The sequence below is a fragment of the Arthrobacter sp. MDT2-34-1 genome (assembly GCF_059091365.1).
This window is the reverse complement of record NZ_JBNHGO010000001.1, coordinates 336,539-363,057: the sequence shown is the minus strand read 5'-3', so window position 1 is coordinate 363,057 and position 26,519 is coordinate 336,539. Positions and strand designations below refer to the sequence as shown.

The following is a 26,519-nucleotide window of genomic DNA, read 5'->3' as shown; positions in this document are numbered from 1 at the left end:
GCGACGGCGAGCAGCGCGGTTTGCACTTGCTGTTCCCGCAGACGAAGCCCGGCGAGACACCGCGGCGTTATACCGTGATGCTGGCTGCATTCGAAGGCTGGAACGATGCCGGCGAAGCCGCCACGGACGCCGTCAAGTACCTGAGCCGGCTCTGGGACAGCCACAAGGTGGCCACGGTGGACCCGGATCTTTATTACGACTTCCAGTTCACCCGGCCGGTGGTGCACCGCACCGCCTCCGGGGAACGCCGGATCAAATGGCCGACGACGAAACTGACGCGCAGCAGCATCCCGGGCAGCCGGCTGGACATTATCTTTGTCCACGGGGTGGAGCCGTCCTACCGCTGGCGGGCGTACACCGCGGAACTGTTGGCCCACGCCGAAGAGCTGGGCGTGGACTGCATCATCCTGGTAGGCGCCCTCTTGGCCGACGTGCCGCACACGCGTCCCATTCCCGTCACGGTCACCAGCGACGACGACGACGTCCGCCGCGCCCTGAATACCGAGTCCAGCCAGTACGAAGGCCCCACCGGAATCGTCGGAGTGTTGTCCGATGTCGCCTCGCTGGCCGGCATTCCCACGATGTCCGTCTGGGCCGCGGTGCCGCACTACGTGGGACAGTCGCCCTCCCCCAAGGCCGAGCTTGCTTTGCTGCACCGGCTGGAGGACATCCTGCAGGTCCCGCTGGAAGTGTCCGTCCTGAGCGAAGAAGCCGAAGCGTGGGAGCGCGGCGTGGACGAACTTGCCACCGAGGATCCGGAAGTCGCCGCCTACGTGCGGCAGTTGGAGGAGGCCAAGGACACGGCCGAGCTGCCGGAGGCAACCGGGGAATCCATCGCCCGCGAATTCGAGCGCTACCTCAAAAAGCGCGGTAAAGAGTAGGGGCCTCCACGGGAACCACACGCCGCTTAGCCGGTTGGGGCGGGCCCAGTCGTGTCGACTTCGTCGCCACGCCGGGTCCCTGCCCGCCCCGCCCTTCTCGCTCGGCGATGCGCGGCTTAGTGGTTCCCGCCTCCGGCCCTAACTCTTGGCTTAGAGCCGGATGCCCAGCAGCGCGTCGAGCAGCGCCGCGAACTGCCCGGCGCCGTCACCGGCCTGCCCTCCGGCCTGCTGCCGGGAGTGCTCGGCGAAGCCGTCGATTTCGGCCAGGGCCGCGGGTGCGTTGAGGTCGTTCGAGAGCGCCTGGCGGATTTGCTGTGCCAGCTCGGGTACCTGTTCGGCCTGCACATAGGGGGCCGCGCCGCGCCACGCAGAAAGCCGCGCCTGCGCCTGGCGGAGCAGATCGCCGGTCCAGAACCAGTCGCTGCGGTAGTGCTGGCCCAGCAGCACGGTGCGGATCGCAGCCGGCTCCACGCCTTCTTCGCGCAGGGCCGAGACCAGCACGAGGTTGCCCTTGGACTTGCTCATCTTTTCGCCGTCGAGGCCGACCATGCCAGCGTGCATGAAGTGCTTGGCCAGCGGCTTACCGGTCATCGCATAGGCGTGCCCGGCGCTCATTTCGTGATGCGGAAAGCTCAGGTCCGAGCCGCCGGCCTGGACGTCGAAGGTTTCCGGCAGGAATTTGCGCGCGATCACCGAACACTCGATGTGCCAGCCGGGGCGGCCGGGGCCGAGCGAGGCGCCCGGCCACTCGGGTTCGCCGTCACGGGCAACGCGCCACAACAGTGCGTCCAGCGGGTGCTTCTTGCCCGGGCGCTCCGGATCGCCGCCGCGCTCGGCAAAGAGCGGCAGCATTTGATCTTCGGTCAGCCTGGAGGTGGCGCCGTTGTGCCAGCCCGGTCCCGCTGCGGCAACGGAATCGAAGTACACGTCGCCGTGGGGCTCGCCGCCGGTGCCCGGTACGCGGTACGCGAGGCCGCGGGCCAGCAGGTCCTCCACCACCGGAACGATCCACTCAATCGATTCCACCGCTCCGATGTACTCGCCGGGCGGGATGACGTTGAGTTCTTCCATGTCCGTGCGGAAAAGCTCGGTCTGGTCCTTCGCCAGCAGCTGCCAGTCCATGCCGGTGGCCGCGGCGCGTTCCAGCAGCGGATCGTCAATGTCCGTGACATTCTGCACATAGTTGACGGTGCGCCCGGCGTCGCGCCAATAGCGGTTGAGCAGGTCGAAGGCCACGTAGGTGGCGGCATGGCCCATGTGCGTGGCGTCGTACGGGGTGATGCCGCAGACGTACAGGCTTCCCGTCGAGGACGGCTCAAGCCGTACCAGCGACCCCACGGAGGTGTCGTGGATGGTCAGTTCGTCTTTGCCGCCCGGAATTTCGGGTACGGCACGGGCATTCCAACCAAGCACTCTTGGGTTTCCTTCCGATGAGGTGAACGGACGCGGATGGCGGGCGGGACCGCCGTCGTAAATGACGCTCCTAACATTCAAGGATGCAGGAGCCGGATAAATTCCCGCAGGTCAGGCGTTGATGACTCCGGCGCCCAGCAGCACGAACAACAGCGCGCCGAGGGCGATCCGGTACCAGACGAAGAGCCGGTAGCTGCGGGTGGACACATACTTCAAGAACCACCCGATGATCACGAAGCCGACGCCGAAGGCCACCACCGTGGCCAGCGCCGTCTCCCCCAGCCCGTACGGCCCGGGCTCGCCGAAGCTCTTGGCCAGCTGGTACAGGCCCGAGGCGAAGACCGCCGGAATCGCCAGCAGGAACGAATACCGGGCGGCGGCCTCGCGGGTGTAGCCCATCAATAGGCCGGCCGTGATGGTGCCGCCCGAGCGGGAGACGCCCGGGACCAGGGCCAGCGCCTGGGCCAGCCCGTACAGGATGCCGTGCTTGTAGGTGAGCTTGTCCAGCGTGCGCACCTGGCGGCCGATGGAGTCGGCGATGGCCAGGAACACGCCGAAGACAATCAGCATGGTGGCCACGATCCACAGGCTGCGGAAGGTGGATTCGATCTGGTCCTGGAACAGCAGCCCGAGCACACCGATGGGGATCGAGCCGATGATGACCAGCCAGCCCATCCGGGCGTCCGGGTCGTTCCGCGGCACCTTGCCGGTGAGCGAGCCGAACCAGGCCTTGAGGATGTTGACGATATCGCGCCAGAAATAGACGACGACGGCGGTTTCCGTGCCCAGCTGGGTGATGGCGGTGAAGGCGGCCCCGGGATCGGCGGCACCGGGCAGAACCTCTCCGATGATGCGCAGGTGCGCACTGGATGAGATCGGGAGGAACTCGGTCAGGCCCTGCACGAGCCCCAGGATGATTGCTTCTAGCCAATTCACATCCTCGACCTTATGGCACCAAGGCCCGCGGAACGGAAAGGGACACAGCCGCGGCGGCGAAGATCCGCCCACGGCACGACGCCGGGTGCCCGGCGCGGGACCGGGGCGGATGGGCTGCCCGTGCGGGAGGACGAGGCACGCGCCTGCGTCGGCGGGCCGCTGCCAAGGGCGCGGCAGCGCAGGCCATAAGCTGGCTTTATGGAGCACAATCGCTTGGGTCACAGCGGGCTGAAGGTCCCGCAGCTGTCGCTGGGGACGATGACGTGGGGAGAGGAAACGGACGAGGAGGCCGCGGGCACCATGCTGCGCGCCTACCTGGACGCCGGCGGCACCCTCCTGGACACCGCCGCGCCGTACGCCGAAGGCCGCAGCGAGGCCATGCTCGGGGCGTTCCTGGGCGAACTCGTTCCCCGGCAGGAGGTGCTGGTGGTCTCCAAGGCGGGCGTGACGCGCAGCGAGGGCCGGCGCGAGGTGGACACGTCCCGCGGCGCCATGTTGCGCAGCCTGGACGCCAGCCTGGCCCGGCTGGGCACGGACTACCTGGACCTGTGGCTGGTCCATCTCTGGGACGACGGCGGCGCGCCGCTGGAAGAGACCCTGTCCGCCCTCGAGCACGCGGTGTCGTCGGGCCGCGCCCGCTATGTGGGAGTCTCCAACTACTCCGGCTGGCAGCTGGCCCGGGCTGCCTCGATCAGCCCGGTTCCGCTGGTCGCGGTGCAGAACGAATATTCGCTGCTGCACCGCCGGGCCGAACACGAAGTCATTCCGGCGGCGCGGGCCCTCGGGCCGGGCCTGATGGCCTGGTCGCCGCTGGGACGCGGCGTCCTGACCGGCAAGTACCGCACCGGCATTCCGGCCGATTCCCGGGCCGCCTCCGAGCAGCGCGCCGGGTACGTGGAACCGTACCTAAGCGGCCGGCCGGCCCGGATTGTGGATGCGCTGGCCACGGCGGCGCGCGGCCTGGACGTCCGGCCGCTGGACCTGGCGTTGAGCTGGGTGCTGCAGCGGCCCGCCGTCGGCACGGCCGTGGTGGGTCCCCGCACCCCCGCCCAGCTGGCAGAAATCTTGAAGGCGCCCTTGGACGCCCTGCCCGCCGCGATTGGCCAGGCGCTGGACGAGATTTCCACGCCGTAACGTTCCGTCCCGGGCGCGGCGGCGCCGGCCCGTCAACGCTTGATCGGGTCCGGGCGGCCTCGGGGGCGTGCTACTTTTCTTCGATCTCCAGATCGTCGTCGAAGGGGTCCACCACGTCGTCGGGCTCGTCCATGCCCTCGTCGTCCGACTCGTCGTAAATGACCAGCGGGGTAACTTCGCCGTAAGCATCGTAGAGCGCGTCCTCGTAGGTTTCGAACGATTCCATAATGGACGAGAAGGCCGCTTCCACGGCAGGATCGTCATCACCCCGGCGGCTGGATGCGGCGGCCAGGTGCTCTTGCAGGGCGGAAACCAGTGACTCGAGTGCGACGCGCGGATCAATGCTCATGCTGTAGACGTTAGCCGCATTGTGGAGAATAAGTGAAGAGAACAGGAGGGCAATGAGAGAACAATTTCTGGGTGCCGCCGTCACCCGCGAACGCGACTACGCCCGGCAGTACGAATACCTGGTCCTGACCGTGAACAAAGACGAATCCGTCGGCGAGGCCCGCCGCGCGCTGACCGAGCACGCCGAGTACGGCAAGTGGGATCTGGTCCGGACCCGGTTGTACCTGGGCGGCGGCCGCAAGTACTGGCTCCGCCGCAGGGTGCTGAAGGTCGAACGCACCGCCTGACCCCCGGCAGGCGGTGCGCGGCCCGCGTCAGTCTTCCAGCGGCCCCAGCCAGGCCGTTGCAACAGTGCTGTGCGCGGACTCGTCGTCCGAGGGGTGGTAGAGCCCGGCCAGCACGTCGCGGTACAGCCGCTCCAGTTCACCGCCGCGGAAGTACCCGCCGCCGCCGGAGACGCGTACGGCCTTCTCCACCACGTCCTTGGCGGTTTCGGTGGCCCTGATCTTGATGCCGGACAGTTTGGCGAACCAGAACCTGCCGTGGTCGGCCAGCGTATCCACGTCGCGGGCAATGGACGCCAGCTGCGGGTACAGCCCGTCCATGGCCAGGGCGGCGTCGGCCACCCGCCAGCGGATGTCCGGATCCTGCGCGTAGCTTTTGCCCGTTTTCAGCGAACGACGGCGGTGCACGGCTTCCACCGCGAGGTCCAGGGCCCGGGTGCCGATCCCCGCATAGACGGACGAGAGCAGGATTTCGAAGCACGCGAAGATGCCGAAGATCAACGGATCCGGGTTGGGTCCCACCGGCAGTTTCCGGAAGATCCGCTCCGGCGCGGCGACCGCGCCTTCCAGCACCGTGGTGTTGGACTGGCTGGCGCGCATGCCCAGTGTGTTCCAGTCGTCCTTGATCCGGTAGCCGGGCTTGTCCCGGTCGATGAACCCCCACACCAGCTGCGGTTCGGTGCCGGAATCGTCGCGGCCGAAGACACCGAGCCGCGTCCAGGCGGGCGAGAGGCTGGTGAACACTTTCGTGCCGGTGAACCCGTACCCGCCGTCCCCGCGGGGTGCGGCGACGGTGCGCGAATCGAAGAGGACCTGGTCGTTTCCGGCCTCGGAGACCCCGAACCCGAAGACTTCGCCGCGGCCGGCCTCGGCGAGGACGTAGTCCATGCTGTCGTCGCCACGGGCCTGGAGGACCCGCGCGACGCCGGTCCACACCAGATGCATGTTGACGGCCAGCGCCGTGGCGGGCGCCGCGGTGGCCAGCCGCATCTGTGCCCGGGTTGCCTCCTCCAAGGTGTAGCCCAGGCCGCCGTCTTCCTCCGGGACGAACATTTTCAGGTAGCCCGCCTCGACGAGGTCGGCGAAGTCTTCGTGGAAGAAGCTGTTCGCTTCGTCGTAACCTGCGGCCCGGCCCCTGATGGTCTCAAGCAGGTCGTCCGGGAGCAGTTCTTCAACACTGGCGGGCATGCCGGTGGTCCTTTCGTCGTCGTTCCAAGTGGTCAGTAGGTGGTGAGCAGGCGCTGCAGGACGCGGGTGCCGAACTTCAGCGAGTCAACCGGCACCCGTTCGTCCACGCCGTGGAACATCCCGGTGAAGTCCAGGTCGTCGGGCAACCGCAGCGGAGCGAAGCCGTAGCCGGTGATGCCCAGCCGGGCCAGCGCCTTGTTGTCCGTGCCGCCGGAGAGCGTGTACGGGAGCACCACGGCGTCCGGATCCTCGTGCGCCAGCGAATCGATCATGGCGTCCACCAGGTTCCCGGCGAACGGCACCTCCAGCGACCTGTCCTGGTGCACGTAGCTGACCTGCACGTCGGGGCCCGCCAGTTCGCGGATGGTGGCCAGCACGAGCTCTTCCTGTCCGGGCAGTGTCCGGGCGTCGATCCGCGCCTCGGCCAGCCCGGGGATCACGTTTTCCTTGTAGCCGGCCTTCAACACCGTGGGGTTGGACGTGTTCTGCAGGGTGGCGCCGACGAAGCGGGCCAGGGTGCCCAGTTCCTTGAGCAGGATGTCCGGGTTGTCCGGGTCGAATTCGACGCCGGTCAGCTCGGTCACCCCGTCGAGGAACCGGCGGGTGGTGTCCGTCAGCTCGATTGGCCACTGGTGGGCCCCGATCCGGGCCACCGCCGCCGCCAGCGTGGTTACCGCGTTGTCCGTGTTGATCTGGGAACCGTGCCCGGCCCGGCCGGCGACTGCCAGCCGCAGCCACGCGATCCCCTTCTCCGCGGTCTGGAGCAGGTAGGCGCGGCGGCCGCCAATGGTGGCCGAGAAGCCGCCCACCTCCGATATGGCCTCGGTGGCGCCGTCGAAAAGCTCGGGACGGTTCTCTACCGCCCAGCGCGCCCCGTAGGTGCCGCCGGCCTCTTCGTCGGCGAAGAACGCGAAGACGATGTCCCGGCGCGGGCGGGTGCCGCTGCGTGCCATGTGCCGCGCCACCGAGAGGATCATCGCGTCCATGTCCTTCATGTCCACGGCGCCCCGGCCCCAGATGAGGCCGTCCCGCTCCTCGCCGCTGAACGGGTCCACCTGCCAGTCATCGGCTTGCGCCGGCACCACGTCCAGGTGGCCGTGCACGACCAGCGCCGGCGCCGAGGGGTCCGTGCCGGCCATCCTCGTGACCACCGACGTCCGGCCGGGCGCGGACTCGAACACATCGGTGGCCAGTCCGGCTTCTTCCAGCAGACCGGCCGCGTACTCGGCGGCCAGCCGCTCCCCCGGCCCCTCGTTGCCGCCGTAGTTGGAGGTGTCGATCCGGATCAGTTCCTGGCAGATCTGGGCCACTTCTTCGTGCGGGCTCGGTACAGTCATGAAGGCTCCTCGGAATCGATGTCTGTCCCCAGCCTAACGAGCGGGAGCGGTCGAAGGCAGCAGCTGTCCGCAGGAGGCGCCGCAGGTGGCGCCGCAGTTGGTACAGCCGGAGTCGGGCCCCGGTGCCGGCTCCGTCGCGCGCACGGAGGGCCCGATTCAACAGTTCGGGCAAAACATGTTAGAGTTTTTCTCGCTGCTTTCGACGGAATCGGTGCGCCTGAGGGCCTCTGGAGAACCGGCGAAAGTCCACCTGCGCGGGTGGCGGAATGGTAGACGCGCTAGCTTGAGGTGCTAGTCCTCTTATTGAGGGTGAGGGTTCGAGTCCCTTCCTGCGCACAGAGAAAGCCCCGGACTTCCGGGGCTTTTTTGTGCCCGCAGCGCGCGAAGAGTACAGGCGGCCCGGCGCAGCCACGGGTCCTCGTCTTCCGCCCACCGATCGAGGATTGCTTCCGCACGCATGCGGGACCGGCCGGTCAGCCCCTGGATCAAGGGACCGACGACGTCAATGGCGAGCGGGTCCGCCAAGGCCGCCAGGCGCGCGTCGCGCAGGAAGCCTTCCAGCCGGGTGAGGTCCGAGCTTCGCAACAGGCGTTGGTTCGACTGCAGCAGCACGACGGCGGCCAGGCGCCGCTCGAAGACCGGCCGGGCCCACAGTTCGGAGCTGAGGGCGGTCACCTCGTCGTGCGAGAGCAGCCGGAACTTCCGCCCGGCGTCCCGGACCGTACCCCGGACCGCACCGACCGACGCACCGTAGTAGCGCAATCCGTCGCCCGCCTCGTTCTGCGCTTCCGCCCGTGCCCAGGAGGCTTCCCGCCGCAACGTGCGGTCGATGAATTCTGCCGCCTCGCTCATCCAGCAATTCTTTCATTCACTCACCGTCCCGGCAGCTACCCTCCTATCCGGATGCCCGATCGTTGCCGGCTTCTTACTGGCCGGGCGCCGGTTCGTGACCGGCTTCTTCCTGGCCGGTGTAGGTGCGCAGCAGGTCTTTCGCGCCCTCGGCCGCCTGCCCTTCCTGATCCAGCGTCCGCTGCATGGTTTCCGCGTTCTCCCGGCCGGCCGGGAACGGCGGGAGCAGCGGAACGTCGGGATCGGTGAGCACCTCGATAAGATACGGCCGGTCGGCGGCCAGTGCCTCGTCCCATACGGCCCCGAGCTGCTCGGGGTCCTCGACCCGTTTCCCGTGCAGTCCGAGCAACCGTGCGTAGCCCGCGTAGTCGACATCGGGCAGGGCCTGGCTGTCGGCAAACCGCGGCTCGGCCTCCATCTCCCGCTGTTCCCAGGTCACTTCGGCGAGTTCCCGGTTGTTCAGGACGCACACCACAAAACGAGGGTCCATCCACCGCTGCCAGAGTCGGCCGACGGTAATCAGTTCGGCCAGGCCGCTCATCTGCATGGCTCCGTCTCCCGTGAGGGCGACAACCACCCGTTCCGGGGCGGCCAGCTTGGCGGCGATGCCGTACGGTATCGAACAGCCCATGCTTGCCAAGGTGCTGGAGAGGTGCGCCTGGGCCCCTGCCGGCAGCCGCAGCTGCCGGGCATACCAGTAGACGGAACTGCCGACATCGACGGCGAGCAGGCCGTCCGGCGGGAATCGTTCGCTCAGCTCAAAGGCCACCCGTTCGGGGTTGACCGGTTGCGCCGGCGTCATGGCCCGCTGCCGCGACAGCTCGCGAGACTGCCGCACCCAGCCTTCCACCTGCTCGCGCCACCCGCCGCCTGCGCGGTCCTCAAGCAGCGGCAGCAGCGCCGCCAGGGTGGTGGCGGCGTCGCCGGTGAGCGCCGCCTCGACCGGATAGCGGTTGCCGATGGCACTGGCGTCATTGTCGATCTGCACCGCTCGGGCAGCACCGGGCGGCGGGTAGAACTCAGTCCAGGGGTCATTGGAGCCCACGATCAGCAAGGTGTCGCAGTGTCCCAGCAGTTGGCCGCTGGCGGCGGTACCCAGATGCCCCATGGTTCCGGCCGCGAAGGGCAGCGACTCGTCCACATAGGGTTTGCCCAGCAGGCTGGTGGCAATGCCGGCCCCGAGCTTCTCCGCCACCGCGACCACCTGCCCGCGGGCATCCCGCGCTCCCTGTCCTACCAGCAGGGCAACCCGCTGCCCGGCGTTGAGCACGTCCGCGGCCGCGCGCAGGTCGTCCGGGTCCGGGACCACGTGCGGGGCACGCCAGATCGGCGCGGTGGTCACCACGCCATGGGTGTGCTCAAGTTCGGGGGCGGGAAGTTTCTGGATGTCGTGCGGAATGATCACCACGGCCGGGCCGCGGCCGCTCAGGGCCGCCTTGAAGGCGCGGTCCAGCACCAGCGGAACCTGCTCAGGGGTGCTCACCTGCTGCCGGAAGGTGGCCACGTCCTTCGTCAGGTTGGCCAGGTCCACTTCCTGCATGTACCCGGAGCCGAGCGCGGTGCGCGACTGCTGCCCGACGATGGCCACTACCGGGACGCTGTCGAGTTTGGCGTCGTACAGGCCGTTGAGCAGGTGCACGGCTCCGGGACCCTGGGTGGCCGTGACCACCCCCACCCCGCCCGTGTACTTGGCGTGCCCCACCGCCATGAAGGCGGCATTTTCCTCGTGCCGGGCCTGGACGAATTCGACCGTCCCCGCGCGCCGCAGCGCGCCCATGAACGTGTTGATGCCGTCCCCGCTGTAGCCAAAAATCCGCGAGACCTGCCACGCGCGAAGCCGATCGACAATAAGGTCTGCAACGAGCCGCTGGGCCATATCCACTCCACTCGCAATTCTCAGGGTGCTTACTGTTTAACATCCCTATCATCCGCTGCCTCCGTTTTGAACCGTCCCTGAGCCGCCCCGCGGCCGGCATGCAAAGATGGCGGCATGGAACTGGACGGAGAACTGGCGGCCCATCCCGTCAGGCAGGGCGCGGCGGATCAGCGGGACATCGACCTGTACCGCACGCTCAGCGCCGACATTGCCGCCGGCGTCGCGGTGGTGTCGACGCGGTGGCGGAACCGGGACTATGCGGCGACCGTCAGCGGCTATCTCTCGGTGTCCTACGATCCGCCCACCATGCTGGTCAGCCTCTTCGAGGAGTCGAGGATTTGCGACGCCGTGGCCGACTCGGGGACCTGGGCCTTGAGCCTGCTGGCCTCGCAGCACCAGGGCACGGCGAACTGGCTGGCGAGCCCGGGCAATCCGATGGAAGGCCTGCTCAACCAGGTGGCGTACCGGCGCGGCCCGGCCACCGGTGCCGCCGTGATCGGCGGCGCCCCGGCATGGTTCGAGTTGAGGACGACAGCGGTGCATCCGGCGGCCACCCACCTGCTGATCGTCGGCGAGGTGCTGGCCATGGGCCGGGACGCTGCCGGTTCGGAAAGCGCCGACCCGCTCATCCACTTCGGCTCCTCCTACCGGCGTTTGGGCCGCTAGGAGCGCCGGGCCACGGCCCGAGCCGGCGAGGCCGGAGTTGGTCAGGGCAGCGCCGGCGGCCCGGAGTAGGCGCCTTCCCAGACCGCCCGTGTTCCGGATTCGCCGGTCAGCACCACTGCCACCGTGGCACCGGCACACACGGCCAGCACGGCGGCGGCGACCACCGCCGCGATGACGCGGTATCCGGCGCCAAGCCTGCGCCGGGAGGAGGCGTCCGCCGTCGTTCCGTAGCGGAACCACAGCCACAGTCCCAGCGCCGCGGCGAAAAGACCGGCCACCCACGGCAGCAGCATGTCGCCCAACCGCATGTGTTCGACGGCCAGCGGCGTCTGGTCGATCCTGAGGAACAGCCAGTGGCCGGCCTGTTGGGTGACCGGCACCAGCACCAGGGCCAGCAGGGCGATCAGCGGGGTGGCAATCCCCAGGCGCCGCCTCACCGCCGGCCAGAGCAGGGTGAGCGCAACGCACAGCGCCGCCAGCGGAACGAACACCACGGTGGCGTGGACCAGGAGCACGTGCAGCGGCAGGGAATTAATTTCGTACTCCACCGGATCCGCTCCTTGTGTACCGGCTTGGCCCGTCAACCGGTAAGACGACCGCGTATTACGTAGCGGTTCAGCCGGGAGCCGGGCGGGCGGTCCATTGTCTTACCCGGCTGCCTGCTCTATGAATGGACTATGACGGCCACGCTGCGAGCCCTGGAAACCGCTGTTCCGGATACCATCCTGATCCAGTCGGAGGCGCGGGACGTGTTCTCCACGCAACCGGGCCTGACGCGCCTGGGACAGCGCCTGGTGACCACATCGTTCGACCAGTCCGGCATCGACACCCGGTACACCGCCGTCGAGGAACTCACGACGGCCAAGCGGGCGGACAACCCGGTGTTCTTCGACGCCGAATCCCGGCAGCTGCTCTCTCCCAGCACGAAGGTGCGCAACGACATCTTCGCGGACAAGGCAACCCCGCTGTTCATCGAGGCGGCCGGCAAGGCGCTTGCCTCCTGCGAGGGGATCGGCCCGGCGGACATCACACACCTCATCACCGTCTCCTGCACCGGGTTCTTCAACCCGGGACCCGACTACAAGATCGTGCGTGCGCTGGGGCTCAATCCCGCCGTCCAGCGCTACCATCTCGGCTTCATGGGCTGCTACGCGGCGTTCCCGGCCCTGCGGGCGGCCAAGTCGTTCTGCGACGCAGATCCGCAGGCGGTGGTGATGGTCGTATCGGCAGAACTCTGCACGCTGCACGTGCGCACCTCCAACGACCCGGACACCATTGTCGGGTCCTCCCTGTTCGCGGACGGTGCGGCGGCAGCGGTCATCACCGGGCGCGGCCTGGACGAGACCGGGCCTGCCATCCGGCTGGATCACTTCGAATCCGTCCTCACCCCGGTCGGCGAGGAATCCATGGCCTGGAACATCGGTGACGAGGGCTTCGAGATGGTCCTGGGGACCTATGTTCCGCACATTATCGACGAACACATCGTTGGTGCGCTGGAGCCGTTGCTGGCCCGTGAACCGGACGTGGCGGCAAGACCATACCGCGATATTGAGCACTGGGCGATCCATCCGGGCGGCCGCAGCATCTTGGACAAGGTCGAGGCCAAGCTGGAGCTGACCGGGGAACAGCTCGTGCCAGCCCGGGAAACGCTGCGGCGGTACGGGAACATGTCCAGCGCCACCGTGATGTTTGTGCTGAAGCACATCCTGGAGCAACCGGCAGGGTCCGGGGAGGAGCGGATCTGCTCGATGGCCTTCGGCCCGGGCCTGACGGTGGAAACCGGCCTGTTCACCAAGACCGTGCCCGCCGCCACCCTCGAGGCCCGCCAGGTTTCCGCGGCAGCGGCGGTGTAGGGCGGGAACGGACCGCCGTGGCCGCCCGCCTGCCGGATCGCAAGGCGTCGACGTTCCTGGCCCTCCGCGCCACGGACGCCGTGGAGGAAATGGACAAGCCGGACTGCGACCCCGCGATGCTTCGGCGCACCTACGCTCAGTTTCCGCTGATCAACCGGGCGGTGTCGGGTTGGCACGGCATCTACCGGCGCCTGCTCCGCCCGCGCCTGGCCGGCCTCGAGGCCCCCTCCCTGCTCGATATCGGCTCCGGCGGCGGCGACGTTCCCCGGCTGCTCGCCCGCCTGGCCGCCCGGGACGGCCTGGACCTGCGGATCACGGCGATCGATCCCGATCCGCGCGCGCATGCCTTCGCCGTGTCCCGGCCGCGGTCGCCGGGCCTCGAGTTCCGGCAGGCGTTCAGTTCGGAGCTGGTGGCCGAAGGACGCAGCTTCGACGCCGTCGTGTCCAACCACTTGCTGCACCACCTGACCGCCCCCGAGCTGGCAGGCCTGCTGGCGGACTCGCAGCGGTTGTCGCGCGCCCTGGCAGTCCACAGCGACATCATCCGCAGCCGCACGGCATATGTGCTGTTCGCCGCCGGGACGCTGCCGTTTTTCCACCGCTCCTTCATCCGCCGGGACGGGCTGACCTCCATCCGCCGCAGCTACACCCCGGAGGAATTGCGCGCCGCCGTCCCGCCGGAGTGGCGGGTGCTGCCCGATTCGCGTTTCCGCCAGCTGGTGATCCATGAGCCCGATGCCTGAGGCGGCGCTCCCCCGGGGCCGGCCTGATGCAGCGCCCGGCGGCCGCCTGCTCGATGTCGCCGTGGTGGGCGGCGGCCCGGTGGGTTTGCTGATGGCCATCCTGCTGGCCCGGCGCGGGGTGGACGTCGCGGTCCTGGAACGGCGCAGCGCCCGCAGCAGCCACTCCCGGGCGATCGGGATCCATCCGCCGGCGTTGGCCGTGCTCGACGACGCGGGCGTGGGTCCGGAGCTGTTGGCGGCCGGCGTCCGCATCCGTCGGGGCGTGGCCCGCAGCCGCGGCCGGGACGTCGCGTCGCTCTCGTTTGACGGCATTCCCGGCGCGCATCCCTACGTGCTGGCCGTGCCGCAGGTCATCACCGAACGGCTGCTGGAAGAACGGCTGGAGGCGCTGCGTCCCGGGGCGGTGCGCCGCGCGGTGGCGGTGCAGGGGGCGTACGACGACGGCGCGACCGTGACGTTGTCCTGTCGCCGGGGCGCGGGACCGGAACCGGCGGCGGCGGGCAAAGGCACGGGCAGGGCTCCGGCACCGGCTGCCGGCGTGGCACCGGCTGCCGCTGCGGAGACGGTGCGGGCCAGGCTGGTGGTGGCGGCCGACGGCGCCTATTCCGCCCTGCGCCGCCAACTCGGCGTCCCGGTGCGGACGCGGGTGTATCCGGACGCCTACCTGATGGGAGACTTCGCCGACACCACCGGCGACGGCAGCACCGCCGTGCTCTATTTGGAGGCCGGCGGCATCGTCGAATCCTTCCCGCTCCCCGGGGGTACCCGGCGCTGGGTGGCCAGGATGCCCGGCGTGGTCAGCCATCCGACGCCGGACGGCCTCGCCTCCCTGGTCGCGCGGCGCACCGGGACGGGGCCGGACCCCGGCAGCTGCTCCATGCTCAGCGCCTTCGCCGTCAGCTCCCGGACGCCGCGGCGGCTGGTAGCCGGACGCGTCGCGCTGGTCGGCGACGCAGCACACCAGGTGAGTCCGATCGGCGGGCAGGGCATGAATTTGGGCTGGCTGGATGCCGCAGCCCTGGCTCCGATCGTGGCCGCGGCCCTGGCGGGCGAGCCGACGGGCATGGCGTTGCGGAGATTCGAGGCGGACCGGCGGCGGGCGGCCAACACCGCCGTCTGGCAGGCGCACCTCAACATGGCCCTGGGCAGGCCGTTGCCGCCGCCGGTGCTCGCGGCCCGCAACCGCCTGTTCAGCACGCTCACCCGCTTCCCCGGAGTGCAGGACACGGTGGCCAGCCGCTTCACCATGCACTGATCCGTCATCAAGCGGCCGGGGCCTACCCGGGCGGCTAAAGTGGCTGCTAGACAAATTCGGCGGCACGTCGATTTTCCCGAGCCGGAGACGTCCCGGCTGACACGGTCTGGAGGTGGGCATGGTCGGCGCGGAGCGCATCGCCGTGCTGTCGCTGCACACCTCGCCGCTGGCCCTCCCCGGCGGGGGCGATGCCGGCGGGATGAACGTTTACGTGCGCGCCCTGGCGCGGGAACAGGCGGCGCTGGGCACCGCCGTCGACGTTTTCACCCGCTCCCTGCATGACGGGCAGGAACCCGTGGAACATCCCCGGGCCGGCGTCCGCGTGATCCATCTGGACGGAGCCCCCGCCGACACGGTAACCAAGGAAGACCTGCCGCAGCGGTTGGCCGCGCTGGAGGCTTCGCTGCGGCAGTTCACGCAGCAGGACGGGGCACGGTACGACGTGCTGCACTCGCACTACTGGCTTTCGGGTGCCGTGGGGCTGCGGCTGCAGCACGACTGGCACATTCCGCTGGTGCACTCGATGCACACGATGGGGCTGGTCAAAAACCTGCACCTGCAGCCCGGCGAACCGCCCGAGCCGGCCTCCCGGATCGACGGGGAGCAAGCCATAGCGTCCGGAGCCGGCCGGCTGATTGCCAATACCCTGACCGAGGCGGCCGAGTTGGTCGATCTCTACGGCGCGGACGAGGGGACGGTGGACGTGATCCCGCCCGGGGTGGACCTGCACACCTTCCGCCCCGACGGCCGCCGCGCGGACCGGGAGGCGGCGGGCATCGGCCCGGATACCTTCCACCTGGTGTTTGCCGGCCGCATCCAGGTACTGAAAGGGCCGCAGGTCCTGCTGGCCGCCGCGGCCGAACTGCGCCGCCAACGGCCCGACATCCGGCTGCGCGTGTCCATCATCGGCGAGATCAGCGGGTCCGCCGGGCTTGACCTGCCGGCGCTGGCCGGGAAGCTGGGGCTGGCGGACACCGTGACGCTCTCGCCCCCCGTGGAGCCGCGGGCCTTGGCGGCCACCTTCCGCAGCGCCGATGTGGTGGCGGTCCCGTCCTTCAGCGAATCCTTCGGCTTGGTCGCCCTGGAAGCGCAGGCGTGCGGTACGCCCGTCGTTGCCACCAACGTGGGCGGGCTGCCGGTGGCGGTCAGCCACGGGCTCACCGGGCTGCTGGTGGACGGGCACGACCCGGTCCGGTGGGCGGGGGCCCTCCGCGAGCTCCACGACTACCCGGAGTTCCGCCGGCGGCTGGGCGCCAATGCCGCGGTGCACGCCTCGTCCTTTGGCTGGGAGCAGACCGCCGCGCTGACGGCGCACAGCTACCAGCTCGCGGTCGACCACTTCCGCCGCTGAGCCTTGCGGTGTCGGCATGATCTGGGATCCGGGCAGCCGCACGGCTAGGATTCATGGGTGCCAACCCCCGATTTCCGCATCCGCCGCGCCACCCCAGACGACATCCCGGCCACACTCGACATGAAGCTCGCCGCCTGGCGGGAAACATACTCGTCCCAGCGGCCGGAGAGCTTCTTCGCCGCCGAAGCGGCCCGGCGGGACCAGCAGATCGACTGGTGGTCGCGCGGGCTGGCGGCGGGGGCGGAGCTGTGGGTCGCCGAAGACCCCGCCGGACGGATCATCGGCTGCTCGGGCGGCGGCCCCGTGCAGGACGACGACGCCGACGCCGGCGTGCCGCACGAACTGCAGATGCTCTACGTGCTGGCGGAGGCCTACGGGACCGGGCTCGGGCGGCAACTGCTGGAGGCGGCGATCGGTGGCGGGCCCGCGCTGCTCTGGGTCCTCGAGGACAACCCGCGCGCCCAGGCGTTCTACCGCAAGCACGGATTCGGCCCGGACGGACGCCGCGAGCCCCTGACCGGCCTGTGGGAGGGCCTGCACGAGATCCGGATGGTCCGGCGGGGCGGCTAAACCCGTTCGAGCTCGGCGCGAATGGCGGCGATGCCGCGCCACACCTCCTGGAAGCTGGTGGACAGCGGCGAGAGCCCCAGCCGGAGGCCGTCGGGCTCGCGGAAGTCTGGTATCACTCCCTGCTCCCAGAGCCTGCCGGTGATTTGCTTGAAGTCCGGGTGGTCGATGGTGACGTGGCCGCCGCGTTCCGCCGGATCAAGCGGCGAGGCGATGGCTACGCCGAAACCGGCCAGCGCCTCCTGCACGGCCTCGACGGCAAACCTGGTCAGGGCGATCGACTTTTCCCGGACCGCCGCCAGCCCGGCCTCGTCGATGAGGGCGACCATGTCCTGGAGGGCGGTCATGCCGATGATCGGCGGAGTTCCGGACGTGAACCGGCGGATCCCGCCGGCCGGCTGATACCCCTGACCCATCTCGAAGGGTTTGGCGCTGCCCAACCAGCCCTGGATCGGCTGGCTCAGGTGCTGGTGCTCGGTCCGCACGTAGGCCCAGGCCGGGGCGCCCGGACCGCCGTTAAGGTACTTGTAGCTGCAGCCTGCGGCCAGGTCGACGCCCCAGCCGTCCAGTTCCACGGGCAGCACCCCGGCGGAATGGCACAGGTCCCACAAAACCAGGGCACCGGCATCGTGCGCGGCGGCGGTGATGGCCGGGATGTCCGCAACATAGCCGGAGCGGTAGGCCACGTGGCTGAGCAGCACGAGCGCTGTGTCGGGCCCCACGGCGGCCCGGACCGCTTCTGCCGTCACTCCCCCGGCGTGCGGGGGCTCGAGCCAGTCCAGCTCCAGGCCGCACTCGGCGGCGATGCCTTCCACGATAAAGCGGTCGGACGGAAAATTGTCCCGGTCCACCAGGATGCGCCGTCGCCCTGGCCGCGCATCGATCGCGGCGCGGGCCAGCTTGTACAGCAGCACCGTGGTGGAGTCGGCCACCACGCATTGGCCCGGCGCGGCTCCCAGCACGACCCGGCCCAGCTCGTCGCCGATCTGCTCCGGCAGCTGGAGCCAGACCTCGTCCCAGGCCCGGATCAGCCGGCCGCCCCACTGCTGCGCCATGACGTCCCGGACGCGCTCGATGCTGGCGGCCAGCGGCCGGCCCAGCGAATTGCCGTCGAGGTAGGCCACGACGGCGTCGTCGTCGTGGCCCGCGAACCGGGTCCGGTATCCGGCCAGCGGGTCTGCGGCGTCAAGCATCCGGGCGCGGTCACGCAACTGATCGTCGTTGGTCATACGGCAAGCATAGAGGCGGCTGCCGCGGGGCCGCCGAACCGCGGCGCGAAGATTCCGAAAATAGTTTCCGGGCATGTCGATATCCACGGCCCCCGTTCGACGGCATAGTAGAAGGCGCATGCCTGCGTCTCGTTCCAAGAAGGAGAAAAGCCATGAAGTACATGTTCATCATGCGGTCCACGGATGAAGCCCTTGAGGCGTCCAAATCCATGCCGTTCGAAGAAATGATCAACAAGATGGGCGCCTACAACGAGGCGATGATCAACGCCGGCGTCATGCTGGCGGGAGAAGGCCTGGCGGATCTTTCCGACGGCAGCGGATTCGTCGTGGACTTCTCGGAGGAGCCGCCGATTGTGACCGACGGCCCGTACGGCGAAACGCACGAACTGTTCAACGGTTTTTGGATCGTCCAGGTGGCCTCCAAGGAGGAAGCCGCGGAGTGGGCCAGCCGCTGCCCGCTGGGACCGGGCTCAAAGCTGGAGGTCCGCCGCGTGACCGAGGCCGCCGATTTCGCGGACTTCGCCGACAACGAGTACATCCGGAAGGAAGAAGGATGGCGCGAGGAAGAGGCGAGGCTCCGCTCGGAGAACGCCTGACCCCCGGAGCCGAGGCCCGGGAGCCCGGGGCGGCGGGAGCCGAGGCCCAGGCGCCCGGGGAGGCGGGGGTTGAGGCCCAGGCGGCAATCCGGCGCCGGATCGATGCGTTGTGGCGGATCGAGGGCGCCCGGATTGTCGCCGCCCTGGCCCGTGCCACCGGGGATGTCGGTTTCGCCGAGGACGTCGCGCAGGAAGCCGTGGCCGATGCGCTGGCCCGGTGGCCGCACGCCGGCGTCCCCAGCAACCCGGCGGCGTGGCTGACCACCGTGGCCAAGCGCCGGGCCATCGACTCCTGGCGCCGGGCCGAACGCCTGGAGGACCGTTACCAGGTGCTGGCCCGCGGGCTGCGGGACGAGGAAGACCTGGGGTGGGACCCGGTACCCGACGACGTGCTCCGGCTCGTCTTTACCGCCTGCCACCCGGTGCTCTCGCGGGAAGCGCAGGTGTGCCTGACGCTGCGGGTCGTCGCCGGCCTGTCCGCCGAGGAGATCGGCCGGCTCTTCGTGATTCCGGTGGCCACGGTGCAGCAGCGCATCGTCCGGGCCAAGAAAACCCTGGCCGCGGCGAAGGTCCCCTTCGAAGTCCCCGAACCGAACGACTGGGGCCCGCGGCTGGGCGCCGTCCTGCGGGTGGTCTACCTCCTGTTCACGGAAGGGTACGCGGCGACCTCCGGGAACCGTTGGATCCGGTCTGACCTGGCCGGCGAAGCCCTGCGGATCGGACGCGTCCTGGTGTCACTGGTGCCCCGGGAGCCTGAAGCGCACGCACTGGTGGCCCTGATGGAGTTCCAGGCGTCGCGTTTCGGCGCCCGCACCCGGCCCGACGGCAGCGCGGTCCTGCTCGCCGACCAGGACCGGACGCGTTGGGACCGCGCCCAGATTGAACGCGGCCGAGCCGCCCTGGCCAGGGCCGACGCGCTGGGCCGCGGCCGGGGCAGCTACGCCCTGCAGGCGGCCATCGCCGCATGCCATGCGGCCGCCCCCAGCGTCGCCGGCACCGACTGGGCGCAGATCGTGCTGCTCTACGAAGCGCTTGGCCGGGTGGCGCCGAGCCCGGTGGTGGAGCTCAACCGTGCTGTGGCAGTGTCCATGGCCACCGGCCCCGCCACCGCCCTGGCGATCGTGGACCGGCTGGCCTCGGAAGGCGCCCTGAGCGGCTCCCACCTGCTCCCGAGCGTCCGCGGCGAGCTGCTGGCCCGGCTCGGCCGGGCGGACGAGGCCCGCTCCGAGTTCGCCGCCGCCGCCGCACTGGCGAAGAATGATCGCGAACGGGAGGTCCTCGAACGCCGGGCCGTCACCGGCTGACCCGGTCCGGCCACGCCGCTCAGCCGGCGAGCGTGTGGACGCTGCCCGTGAAGTGCAGCCGGTGGCTGCGCTCCCCCCAGCCGGTGAACTCGGAAGCTTCCCAAGACCCGTCGCGTTCCGTGTCATGGATCCTGACGGCCACGGTGGCGGGCAGGAAGACCGGAGCGGCAAAGTCGATGCGCCAGCTGAAGGGTTCGCTGGCCGTGGCTTCCACGCTGGTCAGGACCCGGGAGGCCAGGTACATCCCGTGGGCGATGGACCGCTTGAGCCCCAGCATCTTCGCGGACACCGCGCTCAGGTGGATGGGGTTGAAGTCGCCGGAGACCCCGGCGTACTCGCGCCCGGCCTCCGGACCGAGCCGCCAGCGGGCCGTCGGCTGCGGCGGCGTGAAATCGGCGCGCTCGGGGCGGGCTGCCTTGTCCAGGCCGGGCAGGTAGACCGCCTTGGCCAGGTAGTCCGAGACACCTTCCCACACGGCCTCGCCGCCGGCCTCGATCCGGGTGTGCAGTTCGACCTGCGTGCCCGCGTGGTGGCCACGGAGGCCCTCGGCCCAGGCCGTGACGGCCAGGGGCTCGGTGAAGTGGACCGGCCGCAAGTGCCGCACCCGGTTGGCCAGATGGACCATACCGAGCAGCGGCAGCGGAAAGTCCGGCCGCGTCATCACGCTCATCGCCACGGGGAACGCGACCGAGTGCAGGAACACGGAGGGCAGGGTGTCCCGCACGGTGCCGTGGACCAACTGCTGGAACCCGCTGATCCGCTCGGGGGTGATCTGCACTCCGTGCAGGGTATGCCGCGCCGCCGGGACCTGCTCGGCGTGCTGGCCCACGCCCAGCTTGTGCCGCGCGGCAGTCGACGCCGCCGTCAGGTAGAGGCGCGAGAGCGTGGGCATCTCCCCCAGGATGACTTCGTTCATGCGCCGACCATGCTCTGCCCGCAGACCCGCAGGGTTTGGCCGTTGATGCCGCCCGCAGCATCGCTGGCCAGGAAGGAGACGGCCTCGGCGACATCGCGCGGCTGTCCGCCTTGTTGCAGCGAGGAGAGCCGGCGTGCCACTTCCCGGGTCAGGAACGGCATCCGGGCGGTCATGTCCGTCTCGATGAAGCCCGGTGCCACGGCGTTGATGCTGCCGCCGGCGTCGGCGAACCCGGCAGCCGAGGCCCGGACCATGCCGATGATTCCCGCCTTCGACGCGGCGTAATTGGTTTGCCCGCGGTTGCCCGCAATGCCGCTGGTTGAGGCCAGCGAAACCACGCGCGGCCGCCCACGGAACGCGCCCGAGGCCAGCAGCTGCCCGTTCATCGTCAGCTGCGAGGTGAGGTTGACGGCGATCACGGAGTCCCATTTGGCCTGGTCCATGTTGGCCAACAGTTTGTCGCGGGTGATGCCGGCGTTGTGGATCACGATGTCCAGTCCGTGGTGCCGCCCCACGGCATGGGCGGCGATCTTCGCGCCGGCATCGGCCGCGGTGATGTCCAACTGCAGGGCGGTGCCGCCCACCCGGTTCGCGACCTGCGCCAGCTGCTCCCCCGCCGCGGGGACATCGACGACAACGAGCTGTGCGCCGTCGCGGTGCAGGGTCTCGGCGATGGCAGCGCCAATGCCGCGCGCGGCGCCGGTGACGACGGCGACCTTGCCGGCTAGCGGACGGTCCGGATCCCCGGGGAGCGAGCCGTCGTCGGAGCCGACCAGCAGGAACTGCCCGCTGACGTAGGCGCTCCGGGCCGAGAGCAGGAAGCGCAGGGGTCCCAGGACGGCCGGTGCTCCGGCGTCCACGCCTTCGCCGAGCAGGATGCCGTTGGCGGTGGCACCCCCGCGCAGCTCGTGGGCCAGTGACCGCAGCGACCCGTCCACCGCCTGGCGCGCGGCGGCCTGCGCGGGCCGGGCGGCACCGTCGGCGGGACGGGATACGGTGATCACGCGGCCGCCGGGGGCCAGGTCCCTGAGGCTGGCGCCGGCGCTGAGCATGGGCTCTGACAGGTCCTCGGGCAATTCCAGCTCGTCGAGCACCAGCACGATGCCGCCGAGGGGTTCCTTTGGTGCCGCATGCCGGCGAACGTCGAGGTCCCACCCGAGCATTTCCTTGGCCACCGTGTCGGCGCCGGCGCCCGCGCCGAGCACCAGGACAGGTCCGGGCAGCAGCGGTGCGCCGGGCCGGTAGCGCCGCAGCACGGCGGGCTGCGGCAGCCCCAGCTTCTTGGCCAGGCTTTTAACCGGTCCGGCGTTGACCAAATCCACGTACCGGTCGGTCATCAGTTCGCCTCCAGGATGGCGACGACGCCCATGCCGCCTGCGGCGCAGACGGAAATCAGGCCGCGGGTGGTGCGGGACTCGGCGTCGGCCTTCTCGCGCAGCATCTTGGCCAGGCTGGCCACCAGGCGTCCGCCGGTGGCCGCGAAGGGATGGCCGGTGGCCAGGGAGGAGCCATTGATGTTGAGGCGGGTCCGGTCGATGGCGCCCAGGGGCTTCTCGAGGCCCAGCTTGTTGCGGCAGAACTCCTCGCTTTCCCACGCGGCCAGGTGGCACAGCACCGTCGCGGCGAAGGCCTCGTGGATCTCGAAGAAATCGAAGTCGGCGAACGTCAGGGCCTGCCGGGCCAGCAGCCGGGGCACGGCATAGGCCGGCGCCATCAGCAGTCCTTCCTTGCCGTGCACAAAATCAACGGCGGCGGCCTCGGAGTCCACCACCTCCGCCAGCACCGGCAGGTCGTTGCTCCGGGCGTACTCTTCCGAACTGAGCAGCACGGTGGAGGCCCCGTCGGTCAGCGGCGTGGAGTTGCCGGCCGTCATGGTTGCCTCGGCGCCGAGGTTCTTGCCGAACACCGGCTGCAGCTTGCCCAGCTTCTCCAGGGTGGTGTCGGCGCGCAGGTTGGAGTCCTTGGCCAGGCCCCGGTAGGGCGTCATGAGGTCATCGAAAAACCCGCGCTCGTAAGCTGCCGCCAGGTTGTGGTGGCTGGCCAGGGCAAGTTCGTCCTGCGCGTCGCGGCTGATGTTCCAGGCCGCGGTGGTCAGCGCCTGGTGCTCGCCCATCGACAGCCCTGTCCGCGGCTCGGCCGTGCCCGGCGCGTTGGGTGCCAGGTCCTTGGGGCGCAGCTTGGCGATGGCGGTCAGCTTCTGCTGCATGCTCTTGGCGCGGTTCAGTTCCAGGAGGACGGCCCGGAGGCCCTCGCTGACGGCGATCGGTGCGTCCGAGGCGGAGTCCACGCCGCCGGCGATGGCGGAGTCGATCTGCCCCAGTTTGATCTTGTTCGCCAGGCCCATCACGGTTTCCAACCCGGTGGCGCACGCCTGCTGCAGGTCGTACGCAGGTGTTTGCGGTGAAAGCGCCGAGCCCAGCACCGCCTCGCGGGTGAGGTTGAAGTCGCGCGAGTGCTTGAGGACAGCGCCGGCGGCCACCTCGCCGATGCGTTCGTCCTGCAGCCCGAACCGTGCCACCAGCCCGTCCAGGGCCGCGGTGAGCATGTCCTGGTTGCTGGCCTGGGTGTAGGCTCCGTTCGCGCGGGCGAAGGGGATGCGATTGCCGCCGACGACTACTGCCCTGCGCAGTCCGTTGGCGGAGCGGGTGCCGGTGGCGTCAGGTGAAGTGGCCATGTGGGCTCTCCTCGGGGATTGGGTGCGGAGCGGAACAAACGACAGTTACCGTTACCAAGCGTACCTGATACGCTGAGTTACGTGAACACCGCCACAGGCCGCCAGGCCGCCTCGAATCCGGCGACGCCCGCGGACGGCCGCTCGGCCCGCTGGGACCGTCACCGGACGGAACGCCGCCGGGAGCTGATCCGGGCTGCGCGGCACGCGGTGCACCGGCTTGGCCCCGATGCATCGATGGAGGAGATCGCGGCGGCGGCCGGGACGTCCAAGCCCGTCTTCTACCGCTACTTCGGCGACAAGGCCGGCCTGCAGCGGGCCATGGGCGAGGTGGTGATCGGCCGGATGCAGGCCCGGCTCCAGGAGGCCGCCGCCACCGCGACCACGGCCCGGGAGGGCCTGCACGCAATGGTGTCGGTCTACCTGCAAATGGCCGAATCCTCGCCGCACGTGTACGCGTTCGTCACCCGCGCCGCGCCGTCCGAGCCGCCGGCCGCACCGCAACCCGGCGCGGAGGAGGCCCGGCCGGCCGGTGCACCGGCCGCCGCACCGGAGGACGGCAGTTCCGCCGTCCTGCAGGACTTTTTCGCCAACGTCACCGCCATGATCGAGGCCCCGCTGCGCGACCACCTGGCCGCGGCAGCGGGGAATGCCGCGGAATTGGCGGCCGCATCCTACTGGCCCCGGGCCGCCATCGGCATGGTGCGTGCGGCCGGTGAATGCTGGTTGGCGGCTCCCGCCGATGAAACCAAGCCGAGCCGGGAAGTCATGACGGGCCTGCTCACCCAATGGCTGCTGGGTGGCGTCGCACCGGACAACGGAGCTCCCGCAGCGGGCTCCGGGCCACCCGGCCGTTCCCACAACACTCCGGGCATGGACTGACCGCCCGCACCCGGCCGCCCCGCCCCGCCGCCTTCCCCGGCCCCACCGACACACACCTGACGACCGAAGGAACATCCGATGACGTATACGCCCGCCCTGGAAACCCCGGAACCGGTTGAAGACAACGGAGCCACCGTGGATGTGGCCGAACTCGGCCGGCTCCTGCTGGGCCGCTGGGCCGACATCCGCCAGGCGGCACGCGACCTGGCCGGCCGCCCGGAACTCCACCGCATCGACGGGCTGACGATGGAGGAGCACCGGCAGCGAGTCTTCGGGCAGCTGAAGTACCTGGTGGACACCGGCGCCGTGCACCGTGCCTTCCCCGCACGGCTCGGCGGCGAAGACAATCACGGCGGCAACGTGGCCGGTTTCGAGGAACTCGTCACCGCCGACCCCTCGCTGCAGATCAAGGCCGGTGTGCAGTGGGGCCTGTTCGGCGCGGCGGTGCTGCACCTGGGCACCCGGGAACACCATGACCAGTGGCTGCCGGACATCATGAGCCTCAAGACGCCGGGCGCCTTCGCCATGACCGAAACCGGTCACGGATCCGACGTGGCCAGCATCGCCACCACCGCCACCTACGAACCGGCCACGCGGGAATTCGTCATCCACACACCCTTCCGGGCCGCGTGGAAGGACTACCTGGGAAACGCCGCCAACGACGGCCTGGCCGCGGTGGTGTTCGCGCATCTCATCACCCGGGGCGTCGACCACGGCGTCCACGCCTTCTATGTGCCCATCCGGGACGAACAGCACAACTTCGTGCCCGGCATCGGCGGCGAAGACGACGGTTACAAGGGCGGGCTCAACGGCATCGACAACGGCCGCCTGCACTTCGACCATGTCCGCATCCCGCGGACCAACCTGTTGAACAGGTACGGCGACGTGGCCGAGGACGGCACCTACACCTCCCCCATCGCCAGCCCGGGCCGCCGCTTCTTCACCATGCTGGGAACCCTGGTGCAGGGCCGCGTTTCGCTCGACGGCGCCGCGGTGGCCGCCAGCAAGGTAGCCCTGGCCATCGCGGTGCGCTACGGCACCGAGCGCCGGCAGTTCAATGCGTCCTCGGACACCTCCGAAGAGGTCCTGCTGGACTACCAGCGCCACCAGCGGCGCCTGCTGCCGCGGCTGGCCACCACCTACGCGGCGTCCTTCGCGCACGAACAACTGCTGGAGAAGTTCGACGACGTGTTCTCCGGCGCCCACGACACCGACGAGGACCGGCAGGACCTGGAAACCCTGGCCGCCGCCCTGAAGTCGCTCAGCACGTGGCACGCGCTGGACACCCTGCAGGAGTGCCGGGAGGCCACCGGCGGGGCAGGTTTCCTGGCCGAAAACCGCTTCGCCGCGCTGCGCGCCGACCTGGACATCTACGCGACCTTCGAGGGCGACAACACGGTGCTGCTGCAGCTGGTCGCCAAGCGGCTGCTCGCGGACTACGCCAAGGAGTTCCGCCACGCAGACTTCGGCGTGATGGCCCGGTGGGTTGCCCACCAGGCGGCCGACGCCACCTTCCACCGCACCGGCCTGCGCCAGGTGGCCCAGACGTTCGCGGACAGCGGTTCGGAGCGCAAGAGCGCCAACTACCTGAAGGATCCGGAGTCGCAGCGCCAGCTGCTCACCGACCGGGTCTCCACCATGATCGCCGGCATCGGCGGCGCGCTCCGCAATGCCACGAGGCTGCCGCAAGCGGAGGCCGCGGCGCTGTTCAACGAACACCAGCACGAGCTGATTGAGGCCGCCCGCGCACACGCGGAACTGCTGCAGTGGGAGGCCTTTACCGCCGCACTCGGGCAGATCGACGACGACGGTACCCGCCAAGTGCTGACGTGGTTGCGGGACCTGTTCGGCCTGTCGCTGGTGGAGAAAAACCTGGGCTGGTACCTCATGCACGGGCGGCTCTCCGCCCAGCGCGCCCGCATCCTTGGGGGGTACATCAACCGTCTGCTGTCCCGGCTCCGCCCGCATGCCCGCGACCTCGTGGACGCCTTTGGCTACGGGCCGGAGCATCTGCGCGCGAAGATTGCCACCGGCGCCGAGCAGGAACGCCAGGACGAAGCCATGGCCTATGCCCGCTCGCGGCGGGCCAGCGGCGACGCCCCGGTGGACGAGAAGGTGCTCGTCGCCCGCCGGAAGGCCGCCGAAAAGCTCGCCGCGCGACGCCAGAAGCTGCCGGCAAGCAGCTGAGCGAACGACGGCGGGGCCCAGGCCGGAGGCGATCCGTTTCGCCACGGCGGGCA

Annotated in this window: 25 protein-coding genes and 1 tRNA gene; 14 read left to right on the top strand and 12 right to left on the bottom strand. The window is 69.8% G+C overall.

All coding sequences use genetic code 11. The features are described from left to right. Window positions 1-20: 20 nt before the first annotated feature. The gene (locus tag AC5RVV_RS01695) at window positions 21-881 is read left to right on the top strand and encodes a PAC2 family protein (RefSeq protein WP_494001254.1); all 861 of its coding nucleotides are present in this window, start codon (window positions 21-23) and stop codon (window positions 879-881) included. Window positions 882-1,031: 150 nt separating this feature from the next. On the opposite strand, the gene mshC is transcribed toward AC5RVV_RS01695, so the two are convergent. Together mshC and AC5RVV_RS01685 are read right to left on the bottom strand one after the other, a co-directional pair. Beyond that, a complete protein-coding gene (gene mshC, locus AC5RVV_RS01690) occupies window positions 1,032-2,294 on the bottom strand; it encodes a cysteine--1-D-myo-inosityl 2-amino-2-deoxy-alpha-D-glucopyranoside ligase (protein ID WP_493999714.1) in 1,263 nt (420 codons plus the stop codon). Between the two features lie 111 nt (window positions 2,295-2,405). Continuing rightward, window positions 2,406-3,230 carry an undecaprenyl-diphosphate phosphatase gene (locus AC5RVV_RS01685; protein ID WP_493999713.1) on the bottom strand — a complete coding sequence of 275 codons (825 nt, stop codon included), beginning with the start codon at window positions 3,228-3,230 and terminating at the stop codon, window positions 2,406-2,408. A 198-nt stretch (window positions 3,231-3,428) separates the two neighbouring features. Here AC5RVV_RS01685 and AC5RVV_RS01680 point away from each other — a divergent pair, with 198 nt between their 5' ends. Further along, on the top strand, window positions 3,429-4,364 hold the full coding sequence (locus AC5RVV_RS01680) for an aldo/keto reductase (protein ID WP_493999712.1): 936 nt from the start codon (window positions 3,429-3,431) through the stop codon (window positions 4,362-4,364). A gap of 70 nt (window positions 4,365-4,434) precedes the next feature. Here AC5RVV_RS01680 and AC5RVV_RS01675 read toward each other — a convergent pair whose 3' ends face one another. Continuing rightward, entirely contained in the window at window positions 4,435-4,713 is a 279-nt protein-coding gene (locus AC5RVV_RS01675; protein ID WP_493978463.1) for a hypothetical protein, read from the bottom strand. A 52-nt stretch (window positions 4,714-4,765) separates the two neighbouring features. Here AC5RVV_RS01675 and AC5RVV_RS01670 point away from each other — a divergent pair, with 52 nt between their 5' ends. Then, window positions 4,766-4,999 carry a DUF5703 family protein gene (locus tag AC5RVV_RS01670; protein WP_493999711.1) on the top strand — a complete coding sequence of 78 codons (234 nt, stop codon included), beginning with the start codon at window positions 4,766-4,768 and terminating at the stop codon, window positions 4,997-4,999. A 27-nt stretch (window positions 5,000-5,026) separates the two neighbouring features. Here the strand turns inward: AC5RVV_RS01670 and AC5RVV_RS01665 are convergent, their stop codons facing one another. Both AC5RVV_RS01665 and AC5RVV_RS01660 read right to left on the bottom strand, forming a co-directional pair. Then, complete coding sequence (locus AC5RVV_RS01665; RefSeq protein WP_493999710.1) at window positions 5,027-6,184, bottom strand: acyl-CoA dehydrogenase family protein; 1,158 nt, start codon at window positions 6,182-6,184, stop codon at window positions 5,027-5,029. Window positions 6,185-6,216: 32 nt separating this feature from the next. Beyond that, window positions 6,217-7,521 carry a M20/M25/M40 family metallo-hydrolase gene (locus AC5RVV_RS01660; RefSeq protein WP_493999709.1) on the bottom strand — a complete coding sequence of 435 codons (1,305 nt, stop codon included), beginning with the start codon at window positions 7,519-7,521 and terminating at the stop codon, window positions 6,217-6,219. Window positions 7,522-7,773: 252 nt separating this feature from the next. On the opposite strand from AC5RVV_RS01660, the gene AC5RVV_RS01655 reads away from it, so the two are divergent. After that, window positions 7,774-7,857, top strand: a tRNA-Leu gene (locus tag AC5RVV_RS01655). Here the strand turns inward: AC5RVV_RS01655 and AC5RVV_RS01650 are convergent. Together AC5RVV_RS01650 and AC5RVV_RS01645 are read right to left on the bottom strand one after the other, a co-directional pair. Further along, window positions 7,822-8,373 carry a DNA alkylation repair protein gene (locus AC5RVV_RS01650; RefSeq protein ID WP_493999708.1) on the bottom strand — a complete coding sequence of 184 codons (552 nt, stop codon included), beginning with the start codon at window positions 8,371-8,373 and terminating at the stop codon, window positions 7,822-7,824. The genes AC5RVV_RS01655 and AC5RVV_RS01650 overlap by 36 nt on opposite strands. A 73-nt stretch (window positions 8,374-8,446) precedes the next feature. After that, window positions 8,447-10,246, bottom strand: coding sequence for a thiamine pyrophosphate-requiring protein (locus AC5RVV_RS01645; RefSeq protein WP_493999707.1), 1,800 nt, complete (start codon window positions 10,244-10,246; stop codon window positions 8,447-8,449). A gap of 114 nt (window positions 10,247-10,360) precedes the next feature. Here AC5RVV_RS01645 and AC5RVV_RS01640 point away from each other — a divergent pair, with 114 nt between their 5' ends. After that, entirely contained in the window at window positions 10,361-10,912 is a 552-nt protein-coding gene (locus AC5RVV_RS01640; RefSeq protein ID WP_493999706.1) for a flavin reductase family protein, read from the top strand. Between the two features lie 41 nt (window positions 10,913-10,953). On the opposite strand, the gene AC5RVV_RS01635 is transcribed toward AC5RVV_RS01640, so the two are convergent. Next, the gene (locus AC5RVV_RS01635) at window positions 10,954-11,460 is read right to left on the bottom strand and encodes a hypothetical protein (RefSeq protein ID WP_493999705.1); all 507 of its coding nucleotides are present in this window, start codon (window positions 11,458-11,460) and stop codon (window positions 10,954-10,956) included. Window positions 11,461-11,589: 129 nt separating this feature from the next. Here AC5RVV_RS01635 and AC5RVV_RS01630 point away from each other — a divergent pair, with 129 nt between their 5' ends. The 5 genes from AC5RVV_RS01630 to AC5RVV_RS01610 all read left to right on the top strand — a co-directional run bounded on the left by AC5RVV_RS01630 (window position 11,590) and on the right by AC5RVV_RS01610 (window position 16,684). Beyond that, entirely contained in the window at window positions 11,590-12,765 is a 1,176-nt protein-coding gene (locus AC5RVV_RS01630) for a type III polyketide synthase (RefSeq protein WP_493999704.1), read from the top strand. A 17-nt stretch (window positions 12,766-12,782) separates the two neighbouring features. Further along, window positions 12,783-13,508, top strand: coding sequence for a class I SAM-dependent methyltransferase (locus tag AC5RVV_RS01625; RefSeq protein WP_493999703.1), 726 nt, complete (start codon window positions 12,783-12,785; stop codon window positions 13,506-13,508). Beyond that, on the top strand, window positions 13,492-14,763 hold the full coding sequence (locus AC5RVV_RS01620; protein WP_493999702.1) for an FAD-dependent oxidoreductase: 1,272 nt from the start codon (window positions 13,492-13,494) through the stop codon (window positions 14,761-14,763). The genes AC5RVV_RS01625 and AC5RVV_RS01620 overlap by 17 nt, the downstream gene beginning before the upstream one ends. A 118-nt stretch (window positions 14,764-14,881) precedes the next feature. Further along, window positions 14,882-16,114 (top strand): D-inositol-3-phosphate glycosyltransferase, encoded by a 1,233-nt coding sequence (gene mshA, locus AC5RVV_RS01615; RefSeq protein WP_493999701.1) that lies wholly within the window; start codon window positions 14,882-14,884, stop codon window positions 16,112-16,114. A gap of 57 nt (window positions 16,115-16,171) precedes the next feature. Then, window positions 16,172-16,684 (top strand): GNAT family N-acetyltransferase, encoded by a 513-nt coding sequence (locus AC5RVV_RS01610; RefSeq protein ID WP_493999700.1) that lies wholly within the window; start codon window positions 16,172-16,174, stop codon window positions 16,682-16,684. Here the strand turns inward: AC5RVV_RS01610 and AC5RVV_RS01605 are convergent. Then, complete coding sequence (locus tag AC5RVV_RS01605; protein ID WP_493999699.1) at window positions 16,681-17,910, bottom strand: kynureninase; 1,230 nt, start codon at window positions 17,908-17,910, stop codon at window positions 16,681-16,683. The genes AC5RVV_RS01610 and AC5RVV_RS01605 overlap by 4 nt on opposite strands. A 152-nt stretch (window positions 17,911-18,062) precedes the next feature. Between AC5RVV_RS01605 and AC5RVV_RS01600 the strand changes: the two genes are divergently transcribed. Together AC5RVV_RS01600 and AC5RVV_RS01595 are read left to right on the top strand one after the other, a co-directional pair. Then, complete coding sequence (locus tag AC5RVV_RS01600) at window positions 18,063-18,506, top strand: YciI family protein (RefSeq protein WP_493999698.1); 444 nt, start codon at window positions 18,063-18,065, stop codon at window positions 18,504-18,506. After that, window positions 18,464-19,810 (top strand): RNA polymerase sigma factor, encoded by a 1,347-nt coding sequence (locus AC5RVV_RS01595; RefSeq protein ID WP_493999697.1) that lies wholly within the window; start codon window positions 18,464-18,466, stop codon window positions 19,808-19,810. Before AC5RVV_RS01600 ends, AC5RVV_RS01595 begins: the two co-directional genes overlap by 43 nt. Window positions 19,811-19,829: 19 nt before the next feature. Here AC5RVV_RS01595 and AC5RVV_RS01590 read toward each other — a convergent pair whose 3' ends face one another. From AC5RVV_RS01590 to AC5RVV_RS01580, 3 genes are read right to left on the bottom strand one after another with little or no spacing between them, the layout of a single operon-like run. Beyond that, window positions 19,830-20,726: a MaoC family dehydratase gene (locus AC5RVV_RS01590; protein ID WP_493999696.1), complete on the bottom strand. Its 897-nt coding sequence runs from the start codon at window positions 20,724-20,726 to the stop codon at window positions 19,830-19,832. Next, window positions 20,723-22,063: a 3-oxoacyl-ACP reductase gene (locus AC5RVV_RS01585; protein WP_493999695.1), complete on the bottom strand. Its 1,341-nt coding sequence runs from the start codon at window positions 22,061-22,063 to the stop codon at window positions 20,723-20,725. Before AC5RVV_RS01585 ends, AC5RVV_RS01590 begins: the two co-directional genes overlap by 4 nt. Next, a complete protein-coding gene (locus tag AC5RVV_RS01580) occupies window positions 22,063-23,400 on the bottom strand; it encodes an acetyl-CoA C-acetyltransferase (RefSeq protein ID WP_493999694.1) in 1,338 nt (445 codons plus the stop codon). The genes AC5RVV_RS01585 and AC5RVV_RS01580 overlap by 1 nt, the downstream gene beginning before the upstream one ends. A gap of 81 nt (window positions 23,401-23,481) precedes the next feature. Between AC5RVV_RS01580 and AC5RVV_RS01575 the strand changes: the two genes are divergently transcribed. Together AC5RVV_RS01575 and AC5RVV_RS01570 are read left to right on the top strand one after the other, a co-directional pair. Continuing rightward, complete coding sequence (locus AC5RVV_RS01575; protein ID WP_493999693.1) at window positions 23,482-24,279, top strand: TetR/AcrR family transcriptional regulator; 798 nt, start codon at window positions 23,482-23,484, stop codon at window positions 24,277-24,279. Window positions 24,280-24,357: 78 nt separating this feature from the next. After that, the gene (locus tag AC5RVV_RS01570; protein ID WP_493999692.1) at window positions 24,358-26,466 is read left to right on the top strand and encodes an acyl-CoA dehydrogenase family protein; all 2,109 of its coding nucleotides are present in this window, start codon (window positions 24,358-24,360) and stop codon (window positions 26,464-26,466) included. Window positions 26,467-26,519: the final 53 nt, after the last annotated feature.